This window comes from Paraliobacillus sediminis, assembly GCF_003426055.1.
Genome location: NZ_QJSI01000004.1, coordinates 25,008 through 42,224 on the forward strand (window position 1 = coordinate 25,008; position 17,217 = coordinate 42,224).

At 35.9% G+C, this 17,217-nt stretch carries 14 protein-coding genes; 13 read left to right on the plus strand and 1 reads right to left on the minus strand.

Annotated elements, in window-relative coordinates; all coding sequences use genetic code 11:
- The first annotated feature begins 69 nt into the window (after positions 1–69).
- From D2K60_RS19170 to larE, 11 genes are all read left to right on the plus strand, one after another.
- On the plus strand, positions 70–1,188 hold the full coding sequence (locus D2K60_RS19170; RefSeq protein ID WP_240335353.1) for a prenyltransferase/squalene oxidase repeat-containing protein: 1,119 nt from the start codon (positions 70–72) through the stop codon (positions 1,186–1,188).
- 22 nt (positions 1,189–1,210) lie between these two features.
- On the plus strand, positions 1,211–2,419 hold the full coding sequence (locus D2K60_RS19175) for an MFS transporter (protein WP_117170710.1): 1,209 nt from the start codon (positions 1,211–1,213) through the stop codon (positions 2,417–2,419).
- A 12-nt stretch (positions 2,420–2,431) separates the two neighbouring features.
- Positions 2,432–2,746: a cupin domain-containing protein gene (locus tag D2K60_RS19180; protein WP_117170711.1), complete on the plus strand. Its 315-nt coding sequence runs from the start codon at positions 2,432–2,434 to the stop codon at positions 2,744–2,746.
- Positions 2,747–2,783: 37 nt separating this feature from the next.
- Positions 2,784–4,313: a glycoside hydrolase family 28 protein gene (locus D2K60_RS19185; RefSeq protein ID WP_117170713.1), complete on the plus strand. Its 1,530-nt coding sequence runs from the start codon at positions 2,784–2,786 to the stop codon at positions 4,311–4,313.
- Between the two features lie 21 nt (positions 4,314–4,334).
- The gene (locus tag D2K60_RS19190) at positions 4,335–5,891 is read left to right on the plus strand and encodes a glycoside hydrolase family 43 protein (RefSeq protein ID WP_117170715.1); all 1,557 of its coding nucleotides are present in this window, start codon (positions 4,335–4,337) and stop codon (positions 5,889–5,891) included.
- 30 nt (positions 5,892–5,921) lie between these two features.
- Positions 5,922–7,019, plus strand: coding sequence for a glycoside hydrolase family 88/105 protein (locus D2K60_RS19195; protein WP_117170716.1), 1,098 nt, complete (start codon positions 5,922–5,924; stop codon positions 7,017–7,019).
- Positions 7,020–7,057: 38 nt separating this feature from the next.
- Positions 7,058–7,567: a hypothetical protein gene (locus D2K60_RS19200; RefSeq protein ID WP_162880796.1), complete on the plus strand. Its 510-nt coding sequence runs from the start codon at positions 7,058–7,060 to the stop codon at positions 7,565–7,567.
- Between the two features lie 23 nt (positions 7,568–7,590).
- Positions 7,591–9,816, plus strand: a complete 2,226-nt coding sequence (locus D2K60_RS19205; RefSeq protein ID WP_162880797.1) for a glycosyl hydrolase family 28 protein — start codon at positions 7,591–7,593, stop codon at positions 9,814–9,816.
- A gap of 29 nt (positions 9,817–9,845) precedes the next feature.
- Positions 9,846–10,691, plus strand: a complete 846-nt coding sequence (locus D2K60_RS19210; RefSeq protein ID WP_117170722.1) for a sugar phosphate isomerase/epimerase family protein — start codon at positions 9,846–9,848, stop codon at positions 10,689–10,691.
- A gap of 23 nt (positions 10,692–10,714) precedes the next feature.
- Positions 10,715–11,983 (plus strand): nickel pincer cofactor-dependent isomerase, group 22, encoded by a 1,269-nt coding sequence (locus D2K60_RS19215; protein ID WP_117170724.1) that lies wholly within the window; start codon positions 10,715–10,717, stop codon positions 11,981–11,983.
- A 69-nt stretch (positions 11,984–12,052) separates the two neighbouring features.
- Positions 12,053–12,883: an ATP-dependent sacrificial sulfur transferase LarE gene (gene larE / locus D2K60_RS19220; RefSeq protein ID WP_117170726.1), complete on the plus strand. Its 831-nt coding sequence runs from the start codon at positions 12,053–12,055 to the stop codon at positions 12,881–12,883.
- A 103-nt stretch (positions 12,884–12,986) separates the two neighbouring features.
- Here larE and D2K60_RS19225 read toward each other — a convergent pair whose 3' ends face one another.
- Positions 12,987–13,976, minus strand: a complete 990-nt coding sequence (locus D2K60_RS19225) for a LacI family DNA-binding transcriptional regulator (protein WP_117170728.1) — start codon at positions 13,974–13,976, stop codon at positions 12,987–12,989.
- A 256-nt stretch (positions 13,977–14,232) separates the two neighbouring features.
- Between D2K60_RS19225 and D2K60_RS19230 the strand changes: the two genes are divergently transcribed.
- Positions 14,233–15,726, plus strand: a complete 1,494-nt coding sequence (locus D2K60_RS19230; protein WP_117170729.1) for a tagaturonate epimerase family protein — start codon at positions 14,233–14,235, stop codon at positions 15,724–15,726.
- Between the two features lie 26 nt (positions 15,727–15,752).
- Positions 15,753–17,156 (plus strand): glucuronate isomerase, encoded by a 1,404-nt coding sequence (gene uxaC / locus D2K60_RS19235; RefSeq protein WP_240335354.1) that lies wholly within the window; start codon positions 15,753–15,755, stop codon positions 17,154–17,156.
- Positions 17,157–17,217: the final 61 nt, after the last annotated feature.

Here is a 17,217-nt window from a genome sequence, read left to right on the forward strand (position 1 = left end):
GCAACTATTTCTAAATGTTAAACAATATTAACTACAGAAAACAGTCAATTTTAAAAAGCAGGTGGAGAGGTGTCTATTTACTCAAATGGTTATGTGGGGTTATTAGATAAGATGGATGATTTATTTCCTAACTTGTTTTCATGGTTAGCCAAACAATATGATCCGAGTACAGGTGGATTTTATTATGCAAGAAGTTCGATGGAAATAGAAGGATTGATCCCAGATATAGAATCAACTGCTCAAGGGTTAAACATCTTAATCAGAAATAACTTACTTGATAGTCTACCAGAGGATATGAAAGAAAAAATGATAGTTTTTTTTCAAAAGAAACAAGATAGTAAAACAGGTTACTTTTTTGATGCCAATCCATCGATGAGAAATGATGAAGTTATGGTTCATCGTGCGATTAGTTATGCAACAGGTGCTTTAAAAAGACTTGGAAGTGCACCTTTGTATCCATTACCACTGGAGCAACATACAGCTCCAGCATATGTGGAAACAACCGCTTCTTACTTAGAAAAATGGAAAAGTATTGATTTACGTAATAGTTGGCGAGGATGCGATTTATTTGCAAATTCTTGTGTGTATATACGTGAATTTAACAAAGAACAACAGCAAGTATACCTGAACCAAGCAGTTTCATATTTAAAAAGTATACAAGATAAACAAACAGGACTATGGGGTGAAGGTAGTTTATATGTCAGGATTTCAGGGACGTTTAAACTACTGACATTTTATAATAGTTTCCAGTTGAAGATGCCTAATCCGAATCTTGTTTACCAAAGTATTTTACACTGTCTTCGTACAGAAGAAGCGAAGGATATGTGTTATATCCGTAATCCGATTAACCTTATTGCTTATTTGGAAATAGCAATACCTAAGTCTGAGTTAGAAGAGATTATCGAGATTACGATCAACAATATGAAAAAGTTTAAAAAGAATGATGGTGGATTTTCTAGAGAAATTGTTTATTCACCATCTGCACCAAATGTTGCTCAAGTGAAAAGCGGTGAATATTATCCCAATATGCCAAATCCTGTACATTTAGGATTAGGTTTAGAAGAAGGGGATATGAATGCAAGTACACAGGCTACATTGATACGCCTGCAACTTTATCAATTGTGTAAAAAAACAATTCAACCGTTACCAGAGGCGGAAAAATTTCACTACTATCTTGGTAAACATTAATTGAAAGAAGTGCATGAAATAGATGAAAAAATGGGAAATGAATCGAAAGAAGAAATTGTCTTCACAAGCGGTGCAAATTCTATTTAATCACGGGATTTATCAATTTGGAAATTCCTTATCGATCATATTTGTCAATTTGTATTTATGGCGTCTTACAAATAGCTTATGGATTAGCGGGATGTACAACTTAATTGCGATATTGGCACAAGCTGTAACAACATTCTTAATAGGAAAACGCTCTAAAAAATTCGGACGCACGCTGATGTATCGGTATGGAATTTTGCTAACCGCACTCTTTTATTTATTTATTGTTGTATTACAGGAAAATATCGTTCAGCACTTTTATTGGTTCGCATTGATCAAAGGAATTGCTCAGGGAATGTATTGGGTAGCTTATTTCACTATTGTCCATGAGTTTTCTTCTGATCAAAACAGGCTTCGATATTTAGGGTGGAACCAAATTGTAATGGGTGGATCTAATCTACTCGGTCCTGCAATTGCTGGTTTTATTATTAGTTTGTCAAATGAGCTTAGCGGCTATATTATCGTATTTTCATTGGCGTTTTTAATGTTTGTTATTGCAACAATGGGGAGTTTTCGAATTCAAAAGGAAGATATGTCACATAAGTCATATTATATGAAATATTTAAAATTAATCATTAATCGAGAACCAAACTTTTTAAAAGCACTTATTGGCTGGTTTGTCCTTGGATTTCCGCAAGGTATTCTCATGTACATTCCGCCAATTTTGATTTATAGCATTTTCAATAATGAAAGTGTTGTTGGTTATTTAAACATAGTGTTTTTAAGTTTATCAATCTTCTCTAGTTATCTCATTTCTAGATTTGCAGAGATTGAAGCAACAAGAGCATATTTGTTATTTGCTGCATTTGGTTTTATCTTAGCCAGTCTGTTTTTAATTTGGGAAATTAATATGATTACAGTTATTTTGTTTATGTCCGTTCATCATTTGTTTAAACCATTACAAGGAAACGCCTATGCGGCTTTTTATTTTCAATGGATAGATTTGTTGCCACTAAAAGGTGCGTTTCGCGTAGAATCTGTTGTGCTTCGTGAAACGATTATCAACCTGGGTAGAGCAATGGGAATCATTACTTTTATGTTTTTTTCAGCAGATATTGATGGCTCGATTGTAGCCTACGTAATTCTAGCAGTGATGTTGATTCAATTGGTACTTCCTTTTCTTGCAAAGGATAACGCACTTAAATGAGGAGGAATTCTTATGTCAGGTATTGGCGAATGGGAAATAGTAGATTCAGGCGTCACTAGAAAGATTCACCCAACTGGTAAAAAATTAATGATGATGGAAGTAGAATTTGAAGTAGGGGCAGTTGGAAAGGTACACAGTCATCCGCATGAACAATTGACTTACTGCTTAAAGGGAAAGCTTGAATTTAAATTAAATGAAAAGATTCATACTTTATCAAAGGGAGAATCACTTTATATTCCAAGTAATACGGAGCATGGTGTGATTGCATTAGAACCAAGTAGTCTATTAGACACATTTACACCATTACGTGAGGATTTACTTTCTTAGCAATAAGTGAACGTTATAAATAAAGGAGGTATAAACCATGTATGCTTATAATGTTGAAGAATACGGTGCGATAAATGATGGTCAAATAGATAATAGTCTGGCGATTGCGAACACAATAAATGATTGTAGTAAGCATGGTGGCGGGATTGTTTATTTTCCAGCGGGCACATATAAAACAGGAGCAATCCAGTTGCAAAGTAATATTACTTTATACATTGATGCAGGTGCAAAGATTTTATTTACCGATGACTTTTCCGCTTATAATCCTGTTTACACGAGGTGGTCTGGCTATCAATGTTATGGATTTTCTCCTCTTATTTATGGAAAAGGATTGAAAAATGTCGCAATTAAAGGCGACGGTGTCATTGATGGGCAAGGGATGGCTTGGTGGGAAATTAATAAAGAGTTGAAAAAGGGTATCGATTATCAATCTGAAATGACGGATAAGATTAGCGAATTAAATAAGGATTTCACGGAACCAAATGATACGAATTTAGTTGAGTGGCCGTCACAATTTTTACGGCCGCCCTTAGTACAATTGATTGATTGCGAACATGTCAAACTAGAAGGTATTACGTTACAGAATTCTCCTTTTTGGAACACCCATCTTGTATATTGTAACAATGTAACTGTTCGAGATCTAACTATTAAAAATCCATCAGATACACCGAATGGTGATGGATTAGATATTGATTCGTGCTCGAACGTAAGAGTTTCTGATTGTCATTTTGATGTTGGGGACGATTGTATCGCAGTTAAATCTGGTATTAATGCAAATGGTAGAGAAATTGGAATACCATCTGAAAACATAACAGTGACTAACTGTACCATGTTACATGGACATGGCGGAATTGTTATGGGGAGTGAAAACTCTGGAGGAATAGAAAATGTTACTGTATCGAATTGTGTATTTATTGGTACAGATAGAGGAATTCGGTTAAAAACAAATCGCGCGCGTGGTGGCTACATTCGTAATATTCTAGTAAGTAATATCGTAATGGACAATTGTTTATGCCCGATAGCTATCAACGCATTTTATCGGTATGGTGTCGACTTAGATGATCCCTTGATGGTAAAGCCTGAGCGAATACCTGTAAGTGAGAAAACGCCGGTAATTGAACACATTCAATTAAGTAACATAACCGCTAAAAATTGTCGCGCAGCAGCTGGTTTCATTTATGGATTGCCAGAGATGCCTATAAAAGACATTTCATTAAATCAGATAACCATAGAAATGGTTACGGATGCAGATGCAGTAGGCGGTGAACCTGATATGGTAAAAGAAGAATTATATATGGTTGGTGATGGCATTTACGGAAGATACATTGAAGGTATTACAATAGACAGGGTTCGGGTGGATACAAGACAAGGATCATCTTTACACTTAGAGAATACAAAAGATGCTGACATAAATAATTTCACAACTAAGAACATTCATGTTGATACGCCAATAATTCTATTAAATCAAGTTGAAGGTGTAGGTATTACTGGAAGACAAGTTACTAATTTACCAGATAGTTATTTAAAATTAGTGAAAACTGTTCGTGATAACGTGATCTTCTATTAATGAAATAATAAGGAGGAAAAAATGAAAACGTTTAAAAATCCAATTATTGCAGGCTTTTACCCAGATCCATCAATTTGTCGCGTTGACGATGACTATTACTTGGTGACGTCAACTTTCGAGTACTTCCCAGGAGTTCCGATCTTTCATAGTAAAGATTTAGTACATTGGAAACAGATCGGCCATGTTTTAGACAGACCTTCCCAACTAAATCTAGATGAAACACCATATTCAAAGGGAATCTATGCACCAACCATTCGTTATAACGATGGTATCTTTTATATGATTACAACCTTTGTAGTTAGTCAAACTGGCGCAAGGAAAAACTTCTATGTTACTGCAACAGATCCAGCGGGCCCTTGGTCTGATCCAAACTGGTTAGTCGATGCTCCAGGAATAGATCCGTCTTTACTTTTTGATGATGGAAAAGTGTATTATACCGGTAATCGTCGACCACCTAATGGCAGTGAATATCCGAAACATAATCAAATATGGTTACAAGAGCTTGATCTAAAACAGAAAAAGCTTGTTGGCCCAACTTTTGCTTTATGGGAAGGTGCATTGAAGTATGCACATGCGCAAGAAGCACCACATTTATATAAAATTGATAATTACTATTATTTGATGATAGCGGAAGGTGGAACAGGCTTTACTCACGCAGTAACGATCGCAAGGAGTAAAAATGTAACTGGACCTTATGAGTCAACCGAAACAAATCCAATTTTGACTCACCGTCACCTAGGAAGAAACCATGAAATTTCAAATGTTGGCCATGCAGATATCATTCAAACCCAAACCGGTGATTGGTGGATGGTTTGTCTTGCATCACGTCCATATGGTGGTTACCGAAACCTTGGTAGAGAAACCTTTCTTGTTCCATTTAAGTGGGAAAACGGTTGGCCAGTAGTTAATCCTGGAAAAGGAATGATTGAAACTGAGATGGCATTTCCAGCATTAAAAGAATACAAGTGGCCAACACTACCTGCTTGTGATCAATTTGAGAAAGAAGTGCTTTCTTTACAATGGAACTTTTTGCGAACACCGAGAGGAGATTTCTGGTCATTGATGGAACGCCCTGGCTTTCTAAGGTTAAAGACAAAGAAGGAAACGATTATGGAATCTAGTAATCCATCCTTTGTTGGTCGACGTCAACAAGATATCAATTTTTATGCTAGTACAGTAATGGAATTTAAGCCGGAAGATCCTTGTGAATCAGCAGGGTTAGTATTGCTACAAAACGAGGGCTTTCAGTTTCGTATGGAGCGAATTTTAAAAGATAACAAAAATTACATTCAACTCGTTCGTCGAGAAGAGGGTAAGGATGAATTAAGTGCTTGTCTTGAACTAGATGATGTGAAAAAACTCTATTTAAAGGTAGAAGCGTATGCGCAAGCCTATAGTTTTTATTATGGAACAATAGTGGATGAGTGGAAAACCCTAGCAACTGATATAGATGGAACAATTCTTAGTACTGACAAAGCTGGTGGATTTGTTGGAGCATATATTGGCATGTATGTCAGTAGTAATGGATCTACTAGTAGTAACTATGCTGATTTTGATTGGTTCGAATATAAAGTATAGAGTAAAAAACTTGTGAGGAGGTTGGATAACATGTCTACTTATCAGAACAAAACAGGCCTAGAATGGGCAGAAACAGCATGTCAAAGTTTAATGAATCAATATCAACCAATCTTACTTCCACCTGAAAATCGTTGGCACTATCATCAAGGTGTTTTTCTGTGTGGTATGTACGATGTTTGGTTACAAACAAAAAATAAAGTTTATTTTGATTATGTCAAAGAATACGTGGATAAATTAGTTGATGAGCAAGGGAATTTTCTTTTTGCGCGGGGTGAATTAGATGCAATTCAACCGGGATTATTATTACTACCTTTGTACAAAGAAACTGGTGATAAACGCTACCAGTTAGCTGCTTTAAAGCTAAGAAACTTGTTGAAAACATTAAATCGGACGAAACAGGGTGGATTTTGGCACAAAGATAAATACCCATACCAAATGTGGCTTGATGGATTATATATGGCAGGTCCATTCGCTATCCAATATGGTCAGATGTTTCGGGAATCTGAATTAATTGATTTAATCATGCATCAGGAAAAATTGATGCGAGAGCATACATTTGATGAAAAAACAGGATTGTATTTTCACGGATATGATGAAAGTAAAGAAACACCGTGGGCAACAGCAAAGGGCCATGCTCCTGAGATATGGGGACGTGCACTCGGTTGGTACAGTATGGTGTTAGTTAATTTTATTGAACTTTTAGAAGATGGACATCCGAAAAAAGAAGAATTACGTGTGGTAGTGCAGCAATTAATAGACCGTTTACTACAGTATCAGGATAAAGAAACCGGTTTATGGTATCAAGTGATAGATAAAGGAGATCGAGAGGATAACTGGCTCGAGAGTTCATGCTCCAGCTTATTTGTTTATGCGATAGCCAAAGCTGTTAACAAAGGATATATTAAAGAAAAATATTTTAAAAGTGCAAAATTCGGTTATGAAGGTATTTTGAAACATAAGGTAAGTTTGGATGAGAACGATACTTTCCAGTTGCATGGTATTAGCATAGGGACATCTATTGGTGTCTATGATTACTATATTAATAGAGAATCAAGCGTTAATGATCTTCATGGTGTAGGTGCATTTATTCTTGCTAGTGCTCAAATAGATCAACATGATTATATCTAATGCGTAATTAAAAATTCCTGATGAAGGGCAGGTTGAAAATGATGCAGATTATAAAACGATGGGCAATACTACTAACTTTTAGCTTCCTATTAGCAGGCTGTGGTGATAACGAGGAACAAGTCAATTTGTTGTTTTTTACTGATATTGAAGAGACGGCGGAAGAAGAACTAATCACAACTGTTCAGGCACAACTTGATGATAGTTTAAGTCAATCAATTGATCTAGAAGTCTATTCACCTGTCTATGAACGGCTAATTTCAGAGATTGCAGGTCATAATGGTGACGTTATTCTAGTTGATGCGGATATGGTTACACCTGCTGTATTAGAGCCTGAAGGATTAGTAGAGCTTGATCATATTGTTACCGATAGTCAAACATATATGGCTACGAATCCAAAAACAGGAGAAGAACATGTATATGGGATAACTATAAATACAAATCTTACTTCTGAAGAAGGCGGTAGTAGCCACGAGCTTGTAGCGCTTATTCCAATATATAGTGATTATGCAAAGCAAGCTATTACAGTTTTAGAGAAACTGAGTGAATAGAGTAAATGCGGAGGCGTAAAAAAATGAACGTATTTTTAGCTGGTGACTCGACAATGTCATATTATCCAAAAGAAAGATTTCCAAGAACAGGGTGGGGACAAGTTTTTCAGGACTATTTTAATGATGATGTAATGGTTATTAATGAGGGCGCTTCAGGACGTTCTACAAGGACATTTATTGAGGAGGAACGTCTTAATAAGATTGATGGGCAGATTAGAGTGGGAGATTATCTATTTATTCAATTTGGTCATAATGATGCAAAAGTGAATAGTGAGAGATATACAGAACCACATACAACGTATAAACAGAATTTAACTAAATTTGTTGAGGTAGCTTGGAAACGCCAAGCGTACCCAGTGTTAGTAACCCCAGTACAAAGAAGAAACTTTAATGCTGATGGTACGGTGCTGGATTCGCATGATCAATATGCTGTCGCTATAAGAGAACTGGCAGAAGAATTAGACGTTCCTTTACTTGATATAACGAAATCAAGTACGGTGCTACTGGAGGAAATTGGTGACGAAAATTCAAAAAAATTATTCATGTGGATAGAACCAAATCAATACGAGTATTATCCAGAGGGTGAAAAGGATAATACCCATTTTTCATTAGAAGGTGCAAAAGAGATTGCTCGTTTAGTTATAGAGGCTATTAAACAGAAACAACTTCCTTTGTGTCATTACTTAAAAAAGGTGTGGGATAAGCAACAATTACCGACCTTTACAGTTTCTAATCCAGATATACCTAGTAAACAATTTGATATAACGGAATTTGGTGCGATAGGAAACGGAATTCATAATAATACGGAAGCATTTAAGAAAACCATTGAGGCATGTACTAAAGCTGGTGGTGGTAAGGTGGTTGTTCCAGCGGGAATTTGGCTTACTGGCCCAATTAGGTTACAGAGTAAAATAAATTTACATGTAAAGAGTGGTGCGCTTGTACGATTCACAGGTAACTTTAATGACTACCCATTGATAATTTCCAGCTTTGAAGGTAAGGAGACTGTCCGTTGTCAATCACCTATAGATGGAGAAGGGCTTGAGGATATTGCTATCACGGGAAAAGGCATATTTGATGGCGCTGGAGATTATTGGAGGCCAATAAAAAAATGGAAAATGACAGCATTACAATGGACAGAATTGATCACAACAGGCGGAGTGGTTGATGAGCATGAACAGATTTGGTGGCCTACAGAGAATGCTATGAAAGGTGCAAGTGTAGTTGATGCGCTAGCGGAAAAAACGAACATAGAGATCGACGATTACTTGCCAGCACGTGACTATTTAAGACCTAACCTTGTAAGCCTTCGAAAATGCACAAGAGTAGTACTAGATGGCCCTACTTTTCAAAATTCACCAGCATGGAATGTTCATCCATGGTTATGTGAGCATGTGAAGATTAAGAATATAAAAGTTCGGAATCCTTGGTATGCACAAAACGGGGATGGATTGGATTTGGAATCATGTCGATATGCAATCGTGTCTAGATGTGAATTTGACGTAGGTGATGATGCCATTTGTATCAAATCTGGAAAAGACGAAGCGGGACGCAAATTGGCTGTGCCTAGTCAAGATATATTAATAGAAAAATGTACGGTTTTTAATGGTCATGGTGGATTTGTTATCGGTAGTGAGATGTCAGGAGATGTACGGAATATTCAAATAGCAGATTGTGTTTTTTCAGGGACAGACAAGGGTATTCGTTTGAAAACAGCAAGAGGACGAGGCGGTAGTATTGAAAACATCGTAATTGAAAATATAAAAATGCTCGATATCTCTAAAGAAGCGGTCATAATACAAATGTATTATGAGAGTGAACAAGTTGGAGCGGCACAACCAGTTACTGAAAAAACGCCTGTCATTCGAAATATATGGTTAGAAAAAATTGATTGCTATGATGCACAAGCAGCAATTGTCTTAAAAGGACTACCAGAAAGTCCATTAACAGGCATCACTTGTAAAGAAATGACGCTCACTTCTAAAGAAGGAATAACATGTTTACACACAAGTTCTCTACTATTAGATTCTTTTGAAGGAAATATTGCACAAGCCCCTCTTATTCAGTTAGATAATTGTGATCATTTTCATATTAGAAAATTCAGAAACAACAATAAGGTGAAAACATTTATAAAAGTAACTGGTAAAGACACGAAAGCAATTGATTGTTCAGGACTTCTTAATATGGAACGATTAATTGAGATAGGAAGAGAAGTTGATGTTGGTCAAATAGTAATATCCAATAGCTAACGCTAATTACAAAAATGGTAGGTGATCAAATGGAATTAAACCTAGGAATACGGGCACATGATATTAATTTTCATACAGAAGAGGAAATAGCCGATGAAGTGGCGAATAAAGGATTAAAGGCAATTCAATTAGCACTTCCAAAATCATTCAAACAACTTTCGTTTGAAAAGGGCGCGTTAACTCCTGGGTTTGCTAAACGTATAAATAAACCGTTTCATAATATACAAATCGATATTGCCGTCTTAGGTTGTTATATTAACATGATCCATCCGAATCAAGAAGATAGAAGAAAAGCATTAGATCGATTTAAAGAGCATATCCGCTTTGCACGTGATTTTAATTGCAGTATTGTCGGTACGGAAACTGGAAATGTGCATGCGAAAATGGGTTATACAACTGATAACTTTACAGAAAAACCGTTTCTTGCTGTTGTTGATAGTGTAAGGGAACTTGTTAGGGAAGCAGAAAAATTCGGTGTTATTGTTGGGATTGAAGGTGGTGTCAATCATCCAGTTCACACACCAGAATTAATGAAAGAATTAGTAGATCGTGTTGACTCAAACAATCTTCAAGTAATCTATGATCCTGCGAATTATATTACGGTTGATAATTATAAGCAACAGGAAAAGTTATTTCAAACAGCAGTAAACTTGTTTGGTGATCGAATCGTAATTATTCATGCTAAAGACTTTATAGTTGAATCGAATCAAATAAAGATGGTACCTGTTGGAAAAGGGATACTAGATTATCAGCAGATTTTCTCTTGGATAAAAACAAATAAGCCGCATATCCATGTTTTATTAGAAAACACGAAAGAACCATATATTGATGGGAGTATTAGCTATTTAAAACAAATATTTGAGATGAGCCAGTAAATATAAAAAGGGGTGTAGATGCGATGGGGATCTTACAAGATTTACTGAAGGACATTCCAATTCCACAAGTGGCATCAGTAAAGCAAACATTTGCAAATGAACAAATTGATGATTTGTCTGAAGAACTCAGAAATCGTCTCGATCAAGAAGAAATAATAGAGCAGATAAAACCAGGAATGGAAATAGCGGTGGCTGTCGGTAGTCGTGGGCTTGATCGACTTGTTGCATTAACGAAAGAGACGATTGCTTTTCTACAAAGCTTAGGAGCAAAGCCATTTATTGTTCCGAGTATGGGAAGTCACGGAGGTGCAACTGCAGAAGGACAAAAAGCAGTGCTTGAGCACTTAGGGATAACAAAGGAAAGTGTCAACGCCGAAATACGCTCATCGATGGAAGTAATTGAAGTCGGAAAGTTACCTAATGGATTACCCGTTTATGTCGACAAACTAGCAGCAGAAGCGGACGGTATTGTTGTGATTAATCGAGTTAAACCCCATACTGCCTTTCGAGGACCAGTAGAAAGTGGCATTATGAAGATGATAAGTATTGGACTGGGCAAACAAAAGGGTGCAGAAGCTTGTCATCAACTAGGGTTTAAATATATGGCTGAACATGTACCAGCGATGGCAAAGTTAACCTTAGCTAGTATGCCGATTTTATTTGCTGTTGCAACCGTGGAAAATGCGTTTGATAAAATTACTAGAGTTGAAGTATGGAAACCGGAAGAAATTGAAGAAAAGGAAGCAGATATGCAGAAATTATCGAAACAGCTGTTACCAAAGCTATTTTTCGAAAAAATCGATGTGCTCGTAATAGATCAGATAGGTAAGAATATTAGTGGTGACGGTATGGATCCTAATATTACGGGACGTTATCCTACACCCTATGCATATGGTGGACCAGAAGTAACGAAAATGGTTGTATTAGATTTGACGAAACAAACTGAAGGAAATGCCAATGGTGTCGGGACGGCAGACTTTACTACGCAAAAACTGGTAGATAAAATGGACCGGGATACAACCTATGCCAATGGTTTAACGTCGACAGTTGTTGGACCGACGAATATATCAACAACACTTCCAAATGATAAACAGGCAATTCAAGCAGCTATCAAAACGTGTAATATCTTAGATTTCACAAAAGTAAGGCTTGTGCGAATCAAAAATACGTTGGATATAGGAACAATAGAAGTATCTGCTGCGTTATTAAATGAAGTGGACCAACATGATAATTTAGAGCAACTAACTGATTTGCAAGATATGAAGTTTACTACATTAGATGATTTATTGTGAGATAACCATAGGTTTCGCGAAATTATTTATGGCGAAATTTTAAAAAGATAATTAATGAGAGTGAGGAGAATGAGAATGCTAGAAAAAGACCGAAAATTAGGAGAAACACTTTGTGAGATGAGACGCGTACTGGTAGCTTTTTCTGGAGGAGTGGACAGTACATTCGTATTAAAAAGAGCACATCAAGAATTAGGTTCTGATAATGTTTTAGCGGTTGTTGTCGCATCTGAATTATTTCGTAAAGAAGAATTTGAAGGGGCAGTTAACCTAGCGAAACAAATGAATATTCCTGTTTTAGAAACAGAAATACAAGAACTAGAAGAAGATGCTATCGTGGCAAATACACCAGATAGTTGGTATTACAGCAAAAAAATGCTATATAATCACCTAAATAAATTAGCTAAGCAAAGAGGTTTTTATTATGTATTGGATGGAATGATTATGGATGATTTAGATGATTTCCGTCCTGGCTTAAAAGCGCGAACCGAAGCAGGTGTTAGAAGTATACTACAAGAAGCAGACCTTTATAAGCGAGAAATTCGTATCTTAGCTAAAGAGCTAGAAGTACCTGTTTGGGATAAACCAGCATCTTGTAGCTTAGCTTCTAGGGTTCCATATGGAACAAGAATAACAAAACATAATATTGATCAAGTGAATCAAGCAGAACAATATATTCAAACGCTAGGGTTTAGTGTTGTACGTGTACGTCATCATGGGGATGTTGCAAGAATTGAAGCTTTACCAGAAGATATAGTAGCTTTACTTGCTAGTAAAGAAAAAATAGGACGGAAATTACAATCATTAGGATTTGCTTATGTTTCTGTTGATCTTTTTGGCTATCGTGTAGGAAGCATGAATGAAGTAATAGATGAGAAACAACAACATTCTGAAGTTGGGTAGACCGGGTTTCATAATAAAGAATAGCAACTCCAATAAATCCTACCTCATTTAATGTTGTAAAAGAGGTAGGATTTGTCAGGATTTTCTAATTTTTTGATTCGAATCATTTTTTTACATATGCACAGGAAGATCTCTCTACAAGGGTTGGGTTCATTTTTTTTGTAATTGGATTTACCTGTTCTGTGTCTACTAAAGCGATCATTGCTTCAACAATCTCTTTAGCCAGTTCTTCTAAAGATACACCAATAGCTGTTAAAGGTATTTCCATCGTTTCCATTTGTGGAATATTGTCATAGCTAATTACAGACATATCTTTAGGAATACTAATATTGTTCTCTCTTAAACAACGGATCACACCGCCACTAATATCGTAACTCCCACTCACAATTGCGGTAGGTAATGGTTGTGTGTTAACTAGTTTTTTTACTGCTGTATAGCCATCATACCAATTTAACCCATTTGTATTTATTACATGACTATTATCAAAAGGTAGTTGATGTTGCTTCATGGCAGCTTCAAAACCTCGATACTTTTCCATTTGTAGTGGATCAGTAGGAGAAATATTCCCGATATAAGTTATTTTTCGATGTCCTAATCGATATAAATAAGCAATGGCTATATCCATTGCTTGTTCATGATTCGCATCAATTATTGGATAGGAAGTATTTTTTTCACTAGATACGCCATAAGAAATGAGTGGAATATTCTGTTCACTAATCGAAACGTTGTTATTTTCTTCAAATAATATAATGCCATCGACCTGAAACTTTCTAAATGTCTCAAGAGCTTTAGGGACAGGGTCTACTGATAGAATCATTGAATAATCCGTTTTATCGATTTCATTACTAATGTTCGTCACAAGCGTTGATAAAACAGTTCTTTCTATTGTAGGCCAAATTAAACCAATTATTTTCGTTTTTTTACTTACAAGCCGTTGTGCTGCAAAATTGGGTTCATAGCCCATTTTATTTGCAAGCGCAACAATCTTTTGTTTTGTTCCATTTTTAACAAGCGGGCTGTCATTAAGGGCTTTGGAAACGGTTGAATAGCTAACACCTGCAATATTTGCTATATCTTTAATTGTTACTGTCATAAACATCACCTATCGACTTTTATTCTGTCTATTCCTAGTAGTTATACATATAATGTACCACAACTTTAATGCGTTTTCACTTAAAAAAATTTAATCTTAAATTTGCTAGTCAAAACAGTTGTTGAATTATTTAAAATAGGTTATGATTAAAATAACAACGTTGTTATTTTAATCATAAGAAAGTTATATAAACATATTTGAAAGCGGTATCAATTAGGGGGAAGTGAAAATCATAAATAAAGGGAGTAGTGAAAAGATGGAACATTTTGTTACAGTACTTCAATCATTAGCTGAAAGTAAAGTAGCTGTCTCGAATGAACAGGTTAAAGTTTATCCAAATTCTTTTGTAGAATATGAAAAGGATAAGTTAATCATGGTTAAGGATTTAGAAACGAAGTGGATCTTAGCTGTAGGAGATGGTGTACTCTATGAATCACTCACTGGTGAGACAGTAAAAGGATATGGAAAACGATGTGCATTATCTCATAAAAACCGTCTAGTCTTAAATCAGTATTTTCCATACACGGTGCCACAGGCTTTTGGAACTGATATAGCAACAATGGGATTAGGTGATCGTCTTGGGTTAGCATCGCCTGGACATATTGAAACGATTAAATCATACCGCGTTAAACCAATTCTAGCACAACAAAGTATCCGTGAATTAGCACTTACAAACCGTTCGATGTTAGATATCCTGGATGCAGCTGCTTTTGCTGTCTTTCAAGAAGGCTATAAAGATGGCTACGGTGCAGATGGAGATCACATTAAGCTTGAGAAGGATATTGAATATGCACTTTCTTTAGGTATCTCCTTTCTTACATTAGATTGTTCCGATCAGATTAGAAATGACTTAGAAACCACATCTGTTAGTGATATAGAAGCAGAATATGAAAAGTTACCTGAAGCAACAAAGACTTATTACGATGACCAGTATTTTAATAAACAATTTGATGTGAATGGGTTAGAAATTCACTATGATAAAGTAGATGTGATTAAGAATGCACTATTATATGGAGAAGCTTTGGACTATACGGAGCACGTTTATAAAACATATATTCAAAAAGCAGAAAAAAAAGTAGATTTCGAGATATCAATTGATGAAACCGAAACGATTACCTCACCTGCGGCACATTTTTTTGTTGCAAATGAGTTAATAAGAAGAGGCGTTAATGTGACTAGCTTGGCACCAAGATTTTGTGGAGAGTTTCAAAAGGGAATTGATTATATTGGCGATATTAATCAATTTGAAAAGGAATTAAAAGAACATGCGATTATCTCTCAATATTTTGGTTATAAATTAAGCATCCACTCAGGAAGCGATAAATTTAGTGTTTTCCCTATAATTGGCGAACATACAAAGGGTTTACTTCATATTAAAACTGCTGGAACAAATTGGCTTGAAGCAGTCAGAGTAGTTGCTACTACAAATCCTGATTTATATCGAAGGATGCATGTTCATGCCCTAGAACATTTTGAAGAAACGCTACAGTATTATCATATCACGCCTAACCTAGATACAATTACGCCGTTAGAGGGGCAAACGGATGAATCATTACCTGCATATATGAATCATGATGCTGCTCGCCAGTTATTCCATGTCACATATGGTATTTTATTAACGGCAAAGGATGATCAAGGTAAATTTTTATTTAAAGACGCCTTCTTTCAAACGTTAAACGAAAATGAGGACGTATATCGTCAAGCACTTGTTAAACATATCGGAAAACACCTTGAATTATTGGGATTATAATATTAAAAATAGAAAGGAAATGTGGAATGAAGCAGTTTATGGATGAAGATTTCCTATTGGAAAGTGATTTAGCTAAAACGCTATTTAAAGATTATGCGAAGGATCTGCCAATCATTGATTATCACTGTCACTTGAGCCCAAAAGAAATATATGAAAATAAGATGTTTAAAAACATTACGGAAATATGGTTGTACGGGGACCACTATAAATGGCGGGCAATGCGAGCGAACGGTATTGACGAAGCATATATAACAGGTGATGCGAAAGACTATGATAAGTTTATCGCCTGGGCAAAAACAATCCCAATGCTCATAGGTAATCCATTATATAATTGGACACACTTAGAGCTCCAACGATTTTTTGATATTAATACTGTACTTAATGAAGAAACAGCACCCGAGATTTGGGAAAAGGTTAATGAAAAATTAACTAGTGGAAAGCTCGGTGCTCGTAATTTAATTGAAAAGTCGAATGTAGAAGTGGTTTGTACAACAGATGACCCAATCGACGATTTGCAATATCATCAGAAAATACAAAAGGATGATAGCTTTTTGGTTAAAGTTCTACCGAGTTTTCGTCCCGATAAAGGATTGGAAATAAATCGAGAGGGTTTTCAAGATTGGACGAAATCATTAGCAGAAGTATCTGGCGTTGCAATATCTTCTTACGATGATTTTTTAAAAGCATTAGAATCAAGAGTGGAATTTTTTCATGCTATTGGTGGGCGAGTGTCGGATCATGCGCTTGACGCAGTGATGTATACTGAGGCTACGAAACAAGAAGTAGAGGAAGTTTTTCAACGTGTTATAAATGGGGAAAAAGTTTCTGAAATAGATGAAGGTAAATTTAAAGCGCAAACACTTTTATTCTTAGGTAAACTTTATTCCAAGCTTAACTGGGCGATGCAATTTCATATCAATGCGTTTCGAAATAACAATACAAGAATGTTTAATAAGTTAGGTCCTGATACAGGATACGACGCAATGAATGATGGATTAATTGCTAGACCATTAGTTAAATTACTTGATTCAATGGAAAAGGAAAACGCACTACCAAGAACGATTCTATATTCATTAAATCCAAAAGATAATAATACGATAGCGACAATCAGTGGTAGTTTTCAAAGTGGTGGAATTCCAGGCAAAATTCAATTAGGAACTGCGTGGTGGTACAACGATACAAAAGCAGGAATGCTAAGTCAGATGGAAACCTTAGCAAGTATTGGTGTATTTAGTCGTTTTATTGGTATGTTAACGGACTCAAGAAGTTTTTTATCCTATCCAAGACACGAGTATTTTAGAAGGCTAGTATGCTCGTTGATAGCAAAATGGGTGGAAAATGGAGAAGTGCCAGAAGACGTGGAAGCCTTAGGTGACATTGTCCAAGGGATATCTTACTATAATGCAAAGAATTATTTTCAATTTGAATAACCTCACTATTAATATGGTTTCAAGACTCTTGTTAAATAATAGCAAGGGTCTTTTTGTGCAA

Excerpts from the sequence above, each read along its gene's own strand:
- D2K60_RS19175 (WP_117170710.1), top strand. The coding sequence starts at position 1,211 with ATGAAAAAATGGGAAATGAATCGAAAGAAGAAATTGTCTTCACAAGCG.
- D2K60_RS19195 (WP_117170716.1), top strand. The coding sequence starts at position 5,922 with ATGTCTACTTATCAGAACAAAACAGGCCTAGAATGGGCAGAAACAGCA.
- D2K60_RS19190 (WP_117170715.1), top strand. The coding sequence starts at position 4,335 with ATGAAAACGTTTAAAAATCCAATTATTGCAGGCTTTTACCCAGATCCA.
- D2K60_RS19205 (WP_162880797.1), top strand. The coding sequence starts at position 7,591 with ATGAACGTATTTTTAGCTGGTGACTCGACAATGTCATATTATCCAAAA.
- D2K60_RS19230 (WP_117170729.1), top strand. The coding sequence starts at position 14,233 with ATGGAACATTTTGTTACAGTACTTCAATCATTAGCTGAAAGTAAAGTA.
- D2K60_RS19215 (WP_117170724.1), top strand. The coding sequence starts at position 10,715 with ATGGGGATCTTACAAGATTTACTGAAGGACATTCCAATTCCACAAGTG.
- D2K60_RS19200 (WP_162880796.1), top strand. The coding sequence starts at position 7,058 with ATGATGCAGATTATAAAACGATGGGCAATACTACTAACTTTTAGCTTC.
- larE (WP_117170726.1), top strand. The coding sequence starts at position 12,053 with ATGAGAATGCTAGAAAAAGACCGAAAATTAGGAGAAACACTTTGTGAG.
- D2K60_RS19185 (WP_117170713.1), top strand. The coding sequence starts at position 2,784 with ATGTATGCTTATAATGTTGAAGAATACGGTGCGATAAATGATGGTCAA.
- uxaC (WP_240335354.1), top strand. The coding sequence starts at position 15,753 with ATGAAGCAGTTTATGGATGAAGATTTCCTATTGGAAAGTGATTTAGCT.
- D2K60_RS19210 (WP_117170722.1), top strand. The coding sequence starts at position 9,846 with ATGGAATTAAACCTAGGAATACGGGCACATGATATTAATTTTCATACA.
- D2K60_RS19180 (WP_117170711.1), top strand. The coding sequence starts at position 2,432 with ATGTCAGGTATTGGCGAATGGGAAATAGTAGATTCAGGCGTCACTAGA.
- D2K60_RS19225 (WP_117170728.1), bottom strand. The coding sequence starts at position 13,976 with ATGACAGTAACAATTAAAGATATAGCAAATATTGCAGGTGTTAGCTAT.